General features: G+C 28.0%; 13 protein-coding genes and 1 other annotated feature. Of the genes, 12 read left to right on the top strand and 1 reads right to left on the bottom strand.

Annotated features, from left to right (window positions below; genetic code table 11):
- The first annotated feature begins 62 nt into the window (after positions 1-62).
- The 7 genes from Q1J78_RS00065 to Q1J78_RS00035 all read left to right on the top strand — a co-directional run bounded on the left by Q1J78_RS00065 (position 63) and on the right by Q1J78_RS00035 (position 8,187).
- Positions 63-587 carry a nucleoside transporter family protein gene (locus Q1J78_RS00065; RefSeq protein ID WP_300278715.1) on the top strand — a complete coding sequence of 175 codons (525 nt, stop codon included), beginning with the start codon at positions 63-65 and terminating at the stop codon, positions 585-587.
- Positions 588-625: 38 nt separating this feature from the next.
- On the top strand, positions 626-1,210 hold the full coding sequence (locus tag Q1J78_RS00060) for a hypothetical protein (RefSeq protein WP_300278712.1): 585 nt from the start codon (positions 626-628) through the stop codon (positions 1,208-1,210).
- 165 nt (positions 1,211-1,375) lie between these two features.
- Positions 1,376-2,461 (top strand): leucine-rich repeat domain-containing protein, encoded by a 1,086-nt coding sequence (locus Q1J78_RS00055; protein ID WP_300278709.1) that lies wholly within the window; start codon positions 1,376-1,378, stop codon positions 2,459-2,461.
- Between the two features lie 255 nt (positions 2,462-2,716).
- A complete protein-coding gene (ispD, locus tag Q1J78_RS08655) occupies positions 2,717-3,886 on the top strand; it encodes a 2-C-methyl-D-erythritol 4-phosphate cytidylyltransferase (protein WP_330683258.1) in 1,170 nt (389 codons plus the stop codon).
- A 172-nt stretch (positions 3,887-4,058) separates the two neighbouring features.
- Complete coding sequence (gene ispF / locus Q1J78_RS00045; RefSeq protein WP_300278706.1) at positions 4,059-4,541, top strand: 2-C-methyl-D-erythritol 2,4-cyclodiphosphate synthase; 483 nt, start codon at positions 4,059-4,061, stop codon at positions 4,539-4,541.
- Between the two features lie 54 nt (positions 4,542-4,595).
- Positions 4,596-4,809, top strand: a binding site (T-box leader).
- 66 nt (positions 4,810-4,875) lie between these two features.
- Positions 4,876-6,324 (top strand): proline--tRNA ligase, encoded by a 1,449-nt coding sequence (gene proS / locus Q1J78_RS00040; protein WP_300278703.1) that lies wholly within the window; start codon positions 4,876-4,878, stop codon positions 6,322-6,324.
- Between the two features lie 159 nt (positions 6,325-6,483).
- A complete protein-coding gene (locus tag Q1J78_RS00035) occupies positions 6,484-8,187 on the top strand; it encodes a proline--tRNA ligase (RefSeq protein WP_300278700.1) in 1,704 nt (567 codons plus the stop codon).
- A 157-nt stretch (positions 8,188-8,344) separates the two neighbouring features.
- Here Q1J78_RS00035 and Q1J78_RS00030 read toward each other — a convergent pair whose 3' ends face one another.
- Positions 8,345-8,713 (bottom strand): hypothetical protein, encoded by a 369-nt coding sequence (locus tag Q1J78_RS00030; RefSeq protein WP_300278697.1) that lies wholly within the window; start codon positions 8,711-8,713, stop codon positions 8,345-8,347.
- Positions 8,714-9,240: 527 nt separating this feature from the next.
- On the opposite strand from Q1J78_RS00030, the gene Q1J78_RS00025 reads away from it, so the two are divergent.
- The 5 genes from Q1J78_RS00025 (at position 9,241) to Q1J78_RS00005 (ending at position 14,107) form a co-directional block, all read left to right on the top strand.
- Positions 9,241-9,624 (top strand): hypothetical protein, encoded by a 384-nt coding sequence (locus Q1J78_RS00025; protein ID WP_300278694.1) that lies wholly within the window; start codon positions 9,241-9,243, stop codon positions 9,622-9,624.
- 319 nt (positions 9,625-9,943) lie between these two features.
- The gene (gene gltX / locus Q1J78_RS00020; protein ID WP_300278692.1) at positions 9,944-11,440 is read left to right on the top strand and encodes a glutamate--tRNA ligase; all 1,497 of its coding nucleotides are present in this window, start codon (positions 9,944-9,946) and stop codon (positions 11,438-11,440) included.
- Positions 11,441-11,542: 102 nt separating this feature from the next.
- On the top strand, positions 11,543-12,937 hold the full coding sequence (cysS, locus tag Q1J78_RS00015) for a cysteine--tRNA ligase (protein ID WP_300278689.1): 1,395 nt from the start codon (positions 11,543-11,545) through the stop codon (positions 12,935-12,937).
- Entirely contained in the window at positions 12,922-13,335 is a 414-nt protein-coding gene (locus Q1J78_RS00010) for a Mini-ribonuclease 3 (protein ID WP_300278685.1), read from the top strand. Before cysS ends, Q1J78_RS00010 begins: the two co-directional genes overlap by 16 nt.
- A 181-nt stretch (positions 13,336-13,516) precedes the next feature.
- Complete coding sequence (locus Q1J78_RS00005; RefSeq protein ID WP_300278682.1) at positions 13,517-14,107, top strand: accessory gene regulator ArgB-like protein; 591 nt, start codon at positions 13,517-13,519, stop codon at positions 14,105-14,107.
- Positions 14,108-14,398 lie beyond the last annotated feature (291 nt).

The raw sequence follows: 14,398 nt of genomic DNA, 5'->3' as shown, positions 1-14,398 counted from the left end.
AAGATGTATATAATAGATTTATGGGAGTAGTATAAAAAAATAATTAAGTAGGGGGTGTAGTAGTGCTAATTAGATGTACAGAATGTAATAGTTTTGTTTCGGAAGAAGCAAAATCATGTCCAAAATGTGGCTGCCCAATAAGTATAATAATTGAAAATATAGAAAAAAATAAAGCCGATAATGAAAAAAAAGAAGTTGAACTAAACTCACATTCAGAAAATATAAATAAAAATGAGGACAGAGAAGAGCATGTAAATATGACTTATGAAACAAAGTCCGAAAATACAAATATTAACAAAGATAATTATAGAATTAATGAAATAAATGACTATGCGGATAAAATTTATTCTATTGGACTTAAAAAAATAGGATTCATCTTGGGAATTTGTGAAATTGGAATCTCGTTTATGATAATGCTAACAATAGCAGAATACTCTAGGCCATCAGCTATAGTTATATTTTTAATTGGATGTTTAATGGGGATTCTGATAATACAAGTTTTTAATGCAATAGAAACACTAGTTGTAAATAGTAACAAGCAGGTTTTATTGTTGAATAGTATATTGGATAAAATAAAAGAAAAATAATACCGATTTTATTAAAATGTTATGAAGGATGTGTAAATATGTCAACAAAATGTAGAGAATGTGGTAATTATATAGAAGAAGGAATAAAAGTATGTTCTGAATGTGGTTGCCCCAATCCTACTTTAGGACAAAAGGAAGAGGAAACTCCTCCTAAAAATATATTCAAAGTTTTGGCAATTATTTTTGTATTAGGTTGTGCTATTTGCCTATTATTACCCGATTTCTTAGAGGATCCAGAAGTAAAAATAGTTAAGGATAGCTTTCTAGAATGGGAACCAGATTATACTATAGAAAATTATATGGATAATTACTATGGTGAGGGTGGAAAATGGGAATCTCCTTATGATGGATATGTAGAATATACATCACCCGATGAGTTTGTTATAGTCGGATATCGTTTAGATGTAGAAAGTAATGAATATCAAATTGAGAGTATATCATATTCTGATGGAAGATACCTAACCTCAGATATGGATTTATTAAATTATATTGTTGAAACGTATGGATATACATCTGATAAAATAAGAAATGATATAGGACCGATAGTAAATAGCTTGAATGGATTACAAGATTTTACAGAACAACTAGATAATTTTTATAATTATTACAATTATTACTATTAAATAACGAGGAATAAATTCTTATTCCTGATAAGATAGCATTAATTTAAATTTAAAGGAGCATTATTGAATGTTCCTTTTTTATTTGTCTTAAATATATACATTGTGTTTTAAATAATGATAAAATAAAAGCAAAGTAATGAGTTATATTTTGGGAGGGGAAATATTATGAAAGATTTGAAGAAGTTTTTCAATTATTATCCAAATTGTTTAGAAAGTGTAAAACAGTTTAAGAGTTCATTAATGGAATACTATCCATCTCAAAAGAGAAAGGTTAATATTCTTGTTGCTATGTATGAGTGTGGGATGATTGAAAGTATAAAAGAAAGTATAAATAAGGATGACATAGACGATATAGTGAAATTTGTTGAACAGTTAGAGGATGAATATGGAATTGCTATTCAATATTCATATGATATAGTTTTAGATTTAAAAGATGCTTTAAAGAGCATAAGTGAAGAATGGAGTAATGGAAATAAAAATGAAGGTAGAGAAATAGTTAGAGGAAATCCTAATGAATACGATATTTATGAAACGGAATTAGGTTATTATATTACAAAATTTAAAGGCTTTGAAGAGGAAGAAATGACTATTCCAAATATGATAAATGGATGTAATATTGTAGGAATAGCAAAAGGTGTTTATAAGGGATGTTTAACAGTTAAAAAAATTAATGTAAGTGAAGGAATAAAAGTAATTGGAAGTGGAGTATTTCAAGATTGCAAATCATTAGAGAGTATTAAGTTGCCTAATAGTCTTGTTCAAATTGGTGGTAATTTAGCGAAATATGGAGAAGGTGCTTTTTCAAATACAAATTTGAGAGAGGTAGTAATTCCTCCTAATGTAGAATATATGGGAGCGTATACTTTTCTTGGATGTGGGAATTTAAGAAAAATTGAAATGAGTAATAAAATTGAAGTTATTCACGAAAGTACATTCAGCTTTTGTAATGCACTAGAAGAAATTATATGGCCAACGAAATTAGTAGAAATAGAAGAAGAAGCATTTTTTAGATGTAATAGTCTTCATAATGTTAAGATTCCTGATGGAACAAAAATTTTAGGAAGAAAGGCTTTTTATGATACATTTTTAGAAACAATATATATTCCTAAAACAGTAACTAAGATAGGAGATAATTTACTTTTCTATTATAGCCATTCAAGTGATAAATATACAATATATTGTGAAGCTAATTCTGTTGCTATGGAATATGCGAGAAAAAATAACATTAAGTGCAAAAAAGCTGATTTTTAGAATGACATATACTAAAAAAGGTTTTATAATAAATAAAAATTTCTATTATTTTGACTTTATACTAGTTTTAAAGTATAATATAAATAGATAGAGTTGAGGTGTTTGCTGGTAGCCCTGGCCAAAAATAAAACCAGAAATAAGTTGAGGTGTTTGTTGGTAGCCCTGGCTAAAAATAAAACCAAAAAAAGTTAACTAAAAGGAACATCATTTGATGTTCCTTTTTCTATATTTAAATAGTAAGAAAGGAACGCATAAATGAGTAATAATCATAATATTGTTTTAATAAGTGAAAAGTATTTCAAAAAATATAATTCTAAATTTATTGAAATGCTTGATGTTGCAAATATAAAAAAACAATCTAATAGAATGTATCTTTTTTTGAAAATAAAAATTGATGAAAATAATATATTAATACCTTTGAGGACTAACTTACCTAAATTAGGAAATGCTGTTGTAGGTTACCCTGTTCCTTCTAAAAGTAAGCCTAATGCAGGCTTTGATTATAGGAAAATGCTTATAGTTGATGATGAATATATAATACCAGTTGAAAGTTTGAATATACCAAATTCTCAGCAAAAAATTATATCAGAAAAATATAAAGTTATTGAAAGACAAGTTAAAACATATATAAAAAATTATAAAAAAGCTGTAGAAAAAAATCGTCAGTTTAAAGATAAAATGTTTAAGTTTTCTACATTGCATAATTTCCATAAAGAATTAAATTTAGAAAGGATATACAATATGAATACTGTTATGATTGTTGCTGCTGGTAGTGGTAAAAGAATGAATGCTGGTATGAATAAGCAATTTATAAAAATAGATAACAAAGAGATTATCGCACATACGATAGAGAGATTTTACAATTCTTCAATGATAAATGAAATAATTCTTTGTATAAAAAAAGAAGAAGAAGAATTTGTAAGAAAAAATATTTTAGAAAAATACCATTTTGAAAATATAATAATATCTTATGGAGGAAAAGAGAGACAAGATACTATAAATAATGGTCTTGATAAGGTTAGTCCTAATTGTGATATTTTACTTATCCACGATGGAGCAAGACCTTTTATAACAGATGAAATTATAGAAAATGCAATAAATGAAACTAAAAAATTAAAAGCTACAGTTGTAGGTGTTATGGTAAAAGATACTATAAAAATTGTAGATGGAAATGAAATAAAAGATACTCCCAATAGGGCAAATCTTTGGGCAGCTCAAACACCACAATCATTTGAATTTAATCTTATAAAAGATGCTTATAAAAAAGCATACGAAGATGGATTTTATGGAACTGATGATGCTATGATTGTAGAACGTGCAGGACATAAGGTATATATGATTGATGGAAGTTATAATAATATAAAAATAACTAGTCCAGAAGATTTAGCGATAGCAGAAATTATTTCCCGGAAAATAAAAGAATAGATAAACAACTAATAAAAATATTAAATATATAAAAAATAATATTATGAGATAGCTATAATAATTATTTAGATACAAAATAAATAATATTTACAAAAATAAAAATTATGTAAATTTTAGTATTAATATTGTGTTATAGTGACTATATGATAAGCAAATTTATAGGAGGAAAAAAATGAGAGTTGGAATGGGATATGATGTACATAGACTTGTAGAAGATAGAAAACTAATAATAGGAGGAGTTGAAATTCCTTATGAAAAAGGATTATTAGGACATTCTGATGCAGATGTACTTACACATGCAGTTATGGACTCAATACTTGGAGCTATGGCGATGGGAGATATCGGGAAACACTTCCCAGACACAGATCCAAAATTCAAAGGAGCAGATAGTTTAAAACTTATGGAGTACGTTTATGAAATAATGAAAAAAGAGGGATATATTATAGGAAATATAGACTGTACAATAATAGCTCAGGCTCCAAAGATGGCACCACATATACAAAAAATGAGAGAAAACTTTGCAAAAATATTAAATACTGATATAAAAAATATAAATGTAAAAGCTACAACAGAAGAAAAATTAGGATTTACAGGAAGTGGAGAAGGAATTTCATCACAAAGTATATGTTTGTTATTGACAGAAATGAATAAATAATATATTATGTGTAGTATAAGTGAAATTAATAACAGCAATTTAATAAATTCACAATATTATGCAATAATAAAGAAGTAGTAGGTCGTGGATATTTGACAGAGAGGAAATGACGGTGGGAAATTTCTAAATAAAAGCAACTGAACCAATCTTTTAGCTTAAAGGGGTAGCAACCTTTACGGGAGGAGCCGTTATACTCCATAAAGAGAATTACAATTCATTTGTAATTAACTAGAGTGGTACCGCGGAAATACAGTCTTTCGTCTCTATTTAGAGATGAAAGGCTTTTTTTATTATAAAAAATATACAAATTTAAATAAATTAAAGGAGAAAAAAGATGGCTAAAAACGATAAACAATTTGTTGAAGAAATTACACCTATGGAAGTTGACTTTGCTCAGTGGTATACAGATGTAGTAACAAAAACTGACTTAGTAGACTACGCACCAGTAAAAGGATTCATGGTTATAAAACCATATGGATTTGCTTTATGGGAAAAAATACAAGAATTCTTTGATGCTAAAATAAAAGCAACAGGACATAAAAACTGTTACTTCCCACTATTAATACCAGAAAGTCTTTTAACTAAAGAAGCAGAACACGTTGAAGGTTTTGCACCAGAAGTTGCATGGGTAACACAGGGTGGAAACAAAACATTAGAAGAAAGATTATGTGTTAGACCAACTTCAGAAACTATAATATGTACAATGTACGCTAAATGGTTAAAATCATATAGAGAATTACCATACTTATACAATCAGTGGTGTTCTGTTGTAAGATGGGAAAAAACTACTAGACCATTCTTAAGAACTTCAGAATTCTTATGGCAAGAAGGACATACTCTACATGAAACATATGAAGAAGCAGAAAAAGAAACATTAGATATTCTTCGTATGTACAAAGAAGTATGTGAAGATTTATTAGCTATGCCAGTAATAGATGGACAGAAATCAGAAAGTGAAAAATTCGCTGGAGGAGAAAGAACTTATACAATAGAAGCTATGATGCACGATGGAAAAGCATTACAGTCTGGAACAAGTCACTTCTTAGGACAGCACTTTACAAAAGCATTTGATATATCATTTGCAGATAGAGATGGAGGAATGTCTCATCCATACCATACTTCTTGGGGTATATCAACTAGACTTATCGGTGGACTTATAATGACTCACTCTGATAACAGAGGATTAGTACTTCCTCCAAGAATAGCTCCAACTCAGGTTATGATAGTTCCAATAGCTGCTAATAAAGGTGGAGTAATGGAAAAAGTTGATGAAATATATGCAGCTCTTAAAGAAAAAGGTGCTAAAGTTGAAGTTGACGATAGACCAAACTACTCAACAGGATATAAACTAAATGACTGTGAAATGAAAGGTATACCAGTAAGAATAGAAATAGGACCAAAAGACATAGAAAATAATCAGGCTATGGTATTCAGAAGAGATACTTTAGAAAAAGAAGCTGTTTCATTAGACAATTTAGTTGAACATGTAGTTGGATTATTCGATACTATACATAATGATATGTTCGAAAAAGCTAGAAAACATAGAGAAAACAGAACTTCTGTAGCTAAAGATATGACAGAATTCAAAAAAGCTTTAGAAGAAAAACCTGGATTTATAAAAGCTATGTGGTGTGGTTGCCCAGAATGTGAAGCTAAAATAAAAGAAGAAACAACAGCAACAATAAGATGTATACCATTTGAACAAGAAGATTTAGGAACTAATAAATGTGTATACTGTGGAAAAGAAGCTAAAGATATGGTTATAGTAGCAAAAGCTTATTAATAACTAAAAATAAATATAAAAATAAGAACATAAAATTTTAAAAATCATATACTATTGGAGAATATGGTTGTAAAATTAAATATAAGCCTGAAAAGTCTGCCATATTCTTTGATGGCAGACTTTTTATATATTTATATCAATGAATTGGAGGAAACTCAAATGAGATTTTCAAAAATGTTTATACCTACAATGAGAGAAATACCTTCAGATGTTGAGGTAGAAAGTCATAAACTTATGTTAAGATCAGGAATGGTAAGAAAAACATCTTCTGGAATATACAATCAATTACCTCTAGGATTAAAAGTTGAAAGAAAAATAGAAAAAATTATAAAAGAAGAAATAGAAGATGTAGATTATCGGGAAATGCTTTGTTCTGCACTTATACCATCAGAACTTTGGCAAGAATCTGGTAGATGGAATAGAAGAGGAGCAGAAATATTCAGATTAGAAGATAGAACAGGAAAAGAATATTGTCTAGGGCCTACTCACGAAGAAGTATTTACAGATATAGTAAGACAAGAAGTAAGCTCATACAAACAGTTACCCGTAAAACTATATCAAATTCAAAGTAAATATAGAGATGAAAAAAAACCAAGATTTGGAACTATGAGAACTAAATCTTTTACAATGTTTGATGCATATAGTTTTGATAAAGATGAAGAAAGTCTTGAAAAATCTTATCAAGAAATGATACAGAAATTTAAAAATATTTTTGATAGATGTGGAATAAAATATAGTTTAGTAAAAGCAGACTCTGGAATAGAGGGTTCTCCATCATCAATAGAATTTATGGTTAAATCAGAAATAGGGGAAGATGAACTAGCTATTTGTTCTGAATGTAGTTATGCATCTAATAGAGAAAGTGCAGAATCTATGCAAAGAGAATTTGAAAATGAAGAAGTTGGAGTATTAGAAGAAGTACATACTCCAGATGCAAAAACAATAAAAGACCTAGAAGAATTCTTCTGTGCAGATGGAAAAAGATTTGCAAAAACAATAATATACTATGCAGATGGAAAAACTGTAACAGTTGTTGTTAGAGGAGACAGAGAAGTAAACGAAAATAAAGTTAAAAAAGCTATTGGAGAAGTTGAAGAATTTGGACTTGCAACAGACGATAGAGTAAAAAATGTAACAGGTGCAGAAGTTGGATTTGCTGGGCCAATAGGAATAAACACAGATATGCTACTTATAGATGAAGAAATAGCAAATGGTAAAAATCTAATAACAGGTGCAAATAAAACTGGATACCACTTCAAAAATGCAAACTTTGGAAGAGATTTTGAAGGAATTGTTGGAGATTTTAGAAAAGTTAGAGAAGGAGATAAATGCCCTAAATGTGCTGCTCCTTTAAAAATAAGAAGAGGAATAGAAATAGGACATATATTCAAAACTGGTAAAAAATTCTCTGAAAATATGGATGTAAAATATAGAAGCGAAGAAGAAAAAGATGAATATATGCACTTAGGATGCTATGAAATAGGTACAGAAAGATTGACTGCTACAATAATTGAACAAAACTTTGATGCAGATGGAATAGTATGGCCATATAGTGTAGCTCCATTTGAAGTAGAAATAATTCCTGTAAACTTAAAAAATGAAGAGGTTGTAAATACTGCTGAAAGAATTTACAAAGAACTAAAACTTATGGGAGTAGATGTGCTAATAGATGATAGAGATGCTAGAGCTGGAACTAAGTTTAAAGACTCTGATTTAATAGGTATTCCTGTGAGAATAACTGTAGGAAGAGATTTAAGAGAAGGTCTTGTTGAAATGAAGTTTAGAAATAGCGAAGAAAGAGAACTAATATCTGCGGTAGATGCAGCAGAAATAGTAAAAGAAAAAATATCAGAACTTAGATAATAGGAAAAGAGGGAGTAACTCAACCAACACTTGCGTCTATACAGGCGACAGGCGTGTTAGTCGAGTTATCTCCCTTTTTTTGTATATAAATTTATATTATTTTATAATAGTGATTAAATATGTATAGATTGAATACAAATTACTTTCACTTAATATTTTATTTATTTAATTTTTTTGATTTAATATACAAATATATTGCCATTAGTAATACTAAAACAAGATATATATTTATTATAATTTTTCCTATGAATATATAAGCTATTGCAGCAACTATTCCAAAAATTAGCCCAATCATGCAAAAAGTATTGTTATTTTTTTCTGAAAATACATTTCTATGAATTATTCCAGATATTATAGAATATGTTATTACTAATAATGAATATAAATCTACTATTTTAAATGCTATTTTATCTATATTTTTTACATTAAATTTATCTAAAATAAATATAAATACAGGTATTAATATAGCAAGAATTAGTATATAGTAAAGAAATTTTTTATAATCTTTTTTATTGAAATCTAGCATTGTCTACATCTCCTTAATAATATTTATTAAATTTATTTTAAAAATGTTTTTAAATTTTTTTAATAATAACACTTTTTTATTTTTGGTACAATAAAAAAGTATTATTTGTAATTGATTTGTCATTAATTTAACCAACTGTTTTTTTCCTATTTTTGCAGTTATAAAAATTGATTAAATGAATTATTATAATTCAACGTATTGGCTTTTTTATATAACTTTTAATAAAATTTTAAAATTAAGAATTATTAATTTAAAATGAAAATTTACAAAATTATTATAGTTGTAATGAAATAAACAAATGTACAGATTTAAATGATACAATAAATAAGTTACACAGATTGGTAAATTTTATTAGGAGGTAACATATTCTGTAGCAAGTAAATCATTATCTGTTTTAAAAAGTGCTAGAAAAAGAGTTGTTAGTAATGGGTCAGCATCTGTAAAAACAAGAGTATTTTATAGACCAGCTAATAATGTTCATTGGTTTACATACTATTAAATTTATAATTATAGATTAGGTGATTTGTATGATACAGTTAACTGAAAAACAAGAAAAGATATTATATTTTTCAGCTTGGAATATATTTTCTGTAATAGCTTTTGTATATCTGTATAAAATAGTAGGATCACCTCGGACATTTACCCCATTGGCGTTTATGGGTAACTTCTATTTATTTGTTTTTAAATTTAAAATGCACGAACCAAAAGAAGAGGATGAGAAAATATCATTCAAATCAGGAGTATTTGTATGCATATTAGATGTGATAATAATACTACTTCTATTTGTAACAATAATTGTCCTAAAAAAAGCTGAACTTGTAAAAAACTTTGGAATACTTCTGATAATATATGCGATGTTTGGTGAAAAATATAGAAAAAAAGTATTTGAAAAAATAAGAGCGAGAAAATAAAAATAAATTGGCTGTTACAATTAAATGTAGCAGCTTTTTTATTTGGGTGGTAGCTAAGAAGAGAGATTATGAAATTTTATAGATGTCATTGCTTTTGCGTCTAGAAAAGAACTTCTCTTGTTAAAAAATTACACAAAATACGATGCTTCTAAAAGTTTACAACACTCTTTTGCTACTATAAAAAACTATCTTAAATAAGATTTATACTACATTCTTGCTTTAATTTTTCCATATCAATACAAAAAATATGTTATAATAAACTGTATAATAATGAGATTTTAGGCAATTTTGCCGAATTATTTAAATTAGGAGGAATTTTATGAGTAACGTAAGAGTAAGATTTGCACCAAGTCCAACAGGATTTGTACATATAGGTAGTTTAAGAACAGCTCTTTACAACTATTTATTCGCAAAACATGAGGGTGGAGAATATATATTAAGAGTAGAAGATACAGATAGAACTAGACTTGTTGATGGTGCTATAGAAAATATGCTTAATGCAATGAAATGGGCAGGAGTTAACCATACAGAAGGTGTTATGCTTGATGAAAATGGAAATGTAACTCAAAAAGGTGAATACGGTCCATATATACAGTCTGAAAGATTAGATATATACCAAAAATACATAAAAGAACTTTTAGATAGTGGTAAAGCATATTATTGCTTCTGTTCAAAAGAAAGATTAGATGAAGTTAGAGAACAGCAGAAAGAAGCTGGAGAAACTCCAAGATACGATGGACATTGTAGAGATTTAACTAAAGAAGAAGTACAGGAAAAAATAGATGCAGGTATTCCATATGTTATAAGACTTAGATTACCAGAAGACCACAAAATAACATTCACTGATCTAGTAAGAGGTGAAATGGAATTCAACACAAATGACTTAGATGATCAGGTACTTATAAAAACTGATGGATTCCCAACATATCATTTTGCAGTTGTTGTAGACGACCATTTAATGAAAATAACTCATATAATAAGAGGGGAAGAATGGGTTTCTTCAACTCCAAAACACGTATATCTATATGAAGCATTTGGATGGGAAAAACCAACATTTGTACATTTACCAAACATACTAAATACAGAAAAGAAAAAATTAAGTAAAAGACAAGGTGACGTAGCTGTTGAAGACTTCAAGAAAAAAGGATACCTTCCAGAAGGTCTTGTAAACTATGTAGCTTTAGTTGGATGGTCACCAGAAGATAATCAGGAAATATTCTCTATGAATGAACTAGAAGAAGCTTTCTCTATAGAAAGAGTTTCTAAAAGTGGAGGAGTATTCGATACTGAAAAATTAAACTGGGTTAATCATCACTATATGAAAGAAGCAGATGATGCTGTTTTAGCTGAATTATGTATGCCATACTTAGTAGAAGCTGGATACATAGCAGAAGATGAAAAAGAAGAAAAAATGGAATTAGTCAAAGAAATAGTAAGTGCAGTTAAAGAAAAACTTCACTACGCAAAAGAAATAACTGACCATGTTTCAATATTCTTTGGAGATAAATTTGAAATAGAAACTGAAGAAGGTATGGAATTCTTAAAATTAGAGCACATACCAACATTATTTGACGCTTTAAAAGAAAAAATAGAAGCAGCAGAAAGTTTTGATGCAGATAGCAACTTTGCTATACTAAAATCAATACAGAAAGAATACAAAATAAAAGGTAAAAACTTATACATGGGATCAAGAATAATGTTAACAGGACAGATGCATGGTCCAGATATCCCAAAAGTTATGGAAGTATTAGGTAAAGAAAACTGCCTAAAAAGACTTGATTATGTAAAAGCAAATGTACTAGACAAGTTAAACTAGTATTAAAATAAATATTAGTTACAATATAAGAAAAGTCTTGATATATTAAAGGATGTTTGGGTATATACTTAAACATAACAAAAAGACAAAGAGGTGATTTAAATGAGAGTATACAATACATTAACAAACAAAAAAGAAGAATTTGTACCATTAGAAGAAGGAAAGGTAAAAATGTATGTGTGCGGACCTACTGTCTATAACTATATACATATAGGAAACGCAAGACCATTTATAATGTTTGATACTTTAAGAAGATACTTAGAATATCAAGGTTATGATGTAACATATGTACAGAACTTTACAGATGTAGATGATAAAATAATAAAAAGAAGCCACGAAGAAGGAATAACACCTGAAGAAGTAGCAAAAAAATATATAAACGAATACTTTGTTGACTGCGATGGACTAGGAATAAAAAGAGCGACAGTTCATCCACAGGTTACACAAAATATTCCACAGATAATAGAATTTATCAAAGAACTAGAAGAAAAAGGATACGCTTATGCAGTAAATGGAGATGTATACTTTGATACTAGAAAATTTGAAGGATATGGAAAATTATCTGGTCAGAATATAGATGACCTAGAAGCTGGAGCAAGAATAGAAGTCAATGAACAGAAAAAACATCCAATGGATTTCGTTTTATGGAAAGCTAAAAAAGAAGGCGAACCAGGTTGGGATAGTCCATGGGGTGAAGGTAGACCAGGTTGGCATATAGAATGCTCTGTTATGTCTAAAAGATATCTTGGTGAAACAATAGATATACACGCAGGTGGACAAGATTTAACATTCCCTCACCATGAAAATGAAATAGCTCAAAGTGAAGCTAGAAGTGGTAAACAATTTGCTAAATACTGGATGCACAATGGATATATAAATGTAAATAACGAAAAAATGAGTAAATCAAAAGGAAACTTCTTTACTGTAAGAGATATATCTAAAAAATATGACCTTGAAATAGTTAGATTCTTCCTATTATCAGCTCATTATAAAAGTCCAGTAAACTTCAGTGACGATTTGTTAGCTCAGGCTGGAGCAGGACTTGAAAGACTTTATAATACTAAAGAAAAATTAGTATTTACATTATCTCACTTAGAAGGTGAAATGACAGATGATGAAAAATCACTAGTTGAAGAACTTGATAAATTTAGAAATAAATTTGTAGAAGTTATGGATGATGATTTAAATACTGCTGATGCTATAACTGCTATATTTGAACTTTCTAAATTTATAAATCTAAATGTAGATGAAAACTCATCAAAAGAATTTGCTCAAAAATGTCTTGATGAATTTAATGAATTAACAAGCGTTTTAAATATAGTAAATAAAGAAAAAGATAACACTGTCGATAAAGAAATAGAAGAACTAATAGAAAAAAGAACAGAAGCTAAAAAGAATAAAGACTTTGCAAAAGCAGACGAAATAAGACAACAACTTCTTGATATGGGCATTGTTCTTGAAGATACTAGACAGGGTGTTAAATGGAAAAGAGTATAAAAATGGATAGAATGGAATTAATAACTATGTCTCCACTTGTACTTGCATACCTTGGAGATACAGTATATGAATCATATATAAGAGAATATCTTATAACTAAAAACCCTAACAATAAAGTTAATGCTCTCCATAAAACAGCAATAAAATATGTAAATGCAAAATCTCAATCTAAAGTAATACATAGAATAGAAGCTGAACTTAATGAAGATGAGCAGAGAATTTTCAAAAGGGGAAGAAATCAGAAATCAAATACTGCTCCTAAAAACATGGATATAGTAGATTATAAACATGCAACAGGATTTGAAGCTCTGATTGGATATCTTTATCTTGATAAACAGATAGATAGACTTGAAGAAATTGTTAAAAAAGGCATTGAAATAATAGAAGAAGATATGTAAATTTTGAAGGTGCTGCCGTAAATATTTTGTATTTATGGTAGCACCTTTTATAATATATTATCTTTAATATATATAAATTAATACAATTCAGGTCAATAAAATGACCATTCAGGTAAATTTGTTGAAAATTTCATAAAAAGATGTTATTTTTTAAGAAAAAGGATATGGAGGTGGATCTAAAATGGTCGAATCCATTGCTAACAAGATAACATCTTTTTTAATTTCTAATAGAACAATAGAACAAAAAGAAAAAGAATTATATTCATATGCATTCAGTGTATTAATAGGATTTTTAATCAATATATCGACAATATTATTCATAGCATATATATTAAATATATTTAAAGAAACAGGATTATTTTTACTGTGTTACTGCCCGATTAGACAATTTACAGGTGGATACCATGCAGATAATTATAAAAAATGTTTATTAGTTTTTATGCTACTTTATTTGGTTAATATATGCTTTATCGAATTTGTTTTTTATTATAAGTTAGATTATTTACTTTTGATAGAGATGATAATAGCTTATATAGGTATTTGTTTTTTATCTCCATTGGAACATAGGAATAATCCTTTTAGTAAAATAGAGTTAAAAAGATTTAAAAAAGTAGCAATACTTCTATCAAGCATAGTTGTAGCTCTAGTATTAATAGTAATGCTAGATAATAATATATATAAATCTATATATTATGTAGCATCATCTATTATTTGTGTATTTATTATGCTGATAATAGGAATTATAAAACAAGAGATAGGTGGAGAAAAATGAAGAAAAATTTAAATAATAAAACTTCTATAGAATAAGAAGATATATTCTAGGAAGTGTAGAATTTAAGTTTTAAGAAGATAAATTTATAGTAGTTATATGGATATCGATTAAAAATAATGCCCAGTTGGAGCTATAAAATGCCCAGTTGGGCATTTTTATTGAATTTATATTAATGAATATGTTATTTTATAAATAAAAAAGAAATTGGTGCTTAAGTACTAAAATAAATTTATAAATTACAAATAAAGAAGTTGTATTAGAAATTTATTCAATTATAGAGTTATGAATGTA

It is taken from the genome of Peptacetobacter sp. (assembly GCF_029264495.1).
Lineage (GTDB): Bacteria > Bacillota > Clostridia > Peptostreptococcales > Peptostreptococcaceae > Peptacetobacter.
The sequence above is the reverse complement of the archived record's forward strand: the minus strand, read 5'-3'. Positions and strand labels throughout refer to the sequence as shown.

Coding starts and splice junctions, on each gene's coding strand:
- Q1J78_RS00005 (WP_300278682.1), top strand. CDS start 13,517: ATGGTCGAATCCATTGCTAACAAGATAACATCTTTTTTAATTTCTAAT.
- Q1J78_RS00025 (WP_300278694.1), top strand. CDS start 9,241: ATGATACAGTTAACTGAAAAACAAGAAAAGATATTATATTTTTCAGCT.
- Q1J78_RS00060 (WP_300278712.1), top strand. CDS start 626: ATGTCAACAAAATGTAGAGAATGTGGTAATTATATAGAAGAAGGAATA.
- ispF (WP_300278706.1), top strand. CDS start 4,059: ATGAGAGTTGGAATGGGATATGATGTACATAGACTTGTAGAAGATAGA.
- Q1J78_RS00035 (WP_300278700.1), top strand. CDS start 6,484: ATGAGATTTTCAAAAATGTTTATACCTACAATGAGAGAAATACCTTCA.
- proS (WP_300278703.1), top strand. CDS start 4,876: ATGGCTAAAAACGATAAACAATTTGTTGAAGAAATTACACCTATGGAA.
- gltX (WP_300278692.1), top strand. CDS start 9,944: ATGAGTAACGTAAGAGTAAGATTTGCACCAAGTCCAACAGGATTTGTA.
- cysS (WP_300278689.1), top strand. CDS start 11,543: ATGAGAGTATACAATACATTAACAAACAAAAAAGAAGAATTTGTACCA.
- Q1J78_RS00055 (WP_300278709.1), top strand. CDS start 1,376: ATGAAAGATTTGAAGAAGTTTTTCAATTATTATCCAAATTGTTTAGAA.
- Q1J78_RS00010 (WP_300278685.1), top strand. CDS start 12,922: ATGGAAAAGAGTATAAAAATGGATAGAATGGAATTAATAACTATGTCT.
- Q1J78_RS00030 (WP_300278697.1), bottom strand. CDS start 8,713: ATGCTAGATTTCAATAAAAAAGATTATAAAAAATTTCTTTACTATATA.
- ispD (WP_330683258.1), top strand. CDS start 2,717: ATGAGTAATAATCATAATATTGTTTTAATAAGTGAAAAGTATTTCAAA.